The organism is Vibrio sp. 03_296 (assembly GCF_002265885.1).
In genome coordinates this window covers 1-744 of record NZ_NPKW01000364.1, presented here as the reverse complement: position 1 = coordinate 744, position 744 = coordinate 1, and the positions used below count along the sequence as shown (strand labels likewise).

1 pseudogene is annotated in these 744 nt (G+C 46.4%); it reads right to left on the bottom strand.

Annotated elements, in window-relative coordinates:
* Window positions 1–80: 80 nt before the first annotated feature.
* A pseudogene (nudC, locus tag CIK04_RS24675) lies at window positions 81–744 on the bottom strand (NAD(+) diphosphatase); the annotation flags it as partial.

Below are 744 nucleotides of genomic sequence, written 5' to 3'. Positions count from 1 at the left end.
TTATCATTACAGAATAACATCCCGATTAGAGTATACATAAAAGTGTCTCAAAAATGATTAAGCGCTGTTATTTTATACAGTTACGAGTCAGATCCCATATTAAGCAACGTTTGTTCTATTAACGCTCTAGCTATCGTGCCTGTTGGTGCGACGGGGGGCAAATTGTCACTGGCGAACCATTTAGCATCCGCTAACTCGCTGTAGTCTGGTTTCAACTCTCCGGCGTGGTAATCCGCCAAAAAGGCCATCATCATACTGGAAGGAAAGGCCCATGGTTGACTACCAAAGTAACGAATGTTGGTCACTTCAATGCCGGTTTCTTCTTTCACCTCTCGAGCGACGCACTGTTCCAATGTTTCACCAACCTCTACAAAACCAGCGATCACGGTATACATACCATTGCGGTGTCTGGGGTGCTGTGCCAACAAAATACGCTGCTGCTTTCGCACCGCAACAATAATACATGGGAAAAATTCTCGGGTAATGCAAGGTCCGGCATTCCCCACACTGCATCGCGAGTTGGTTGTGATTAAGGTGATTGCGTCCACCACACTGAGGACAAAAACGCATTGTTTGCGTCATATGGCCATATTGAATGGCTTTGCTCATGAGACGAAAAGAGAGCTCAGGAAAATGCAAACACTCACGCAGCGAGTGCATTTCTAAACTCTGCTCGACATCTGCTTCGTTGAGCCACATGACGGGATGATGGTTATAGCTGCCGATTTGCTGCGCCTTTTCTGC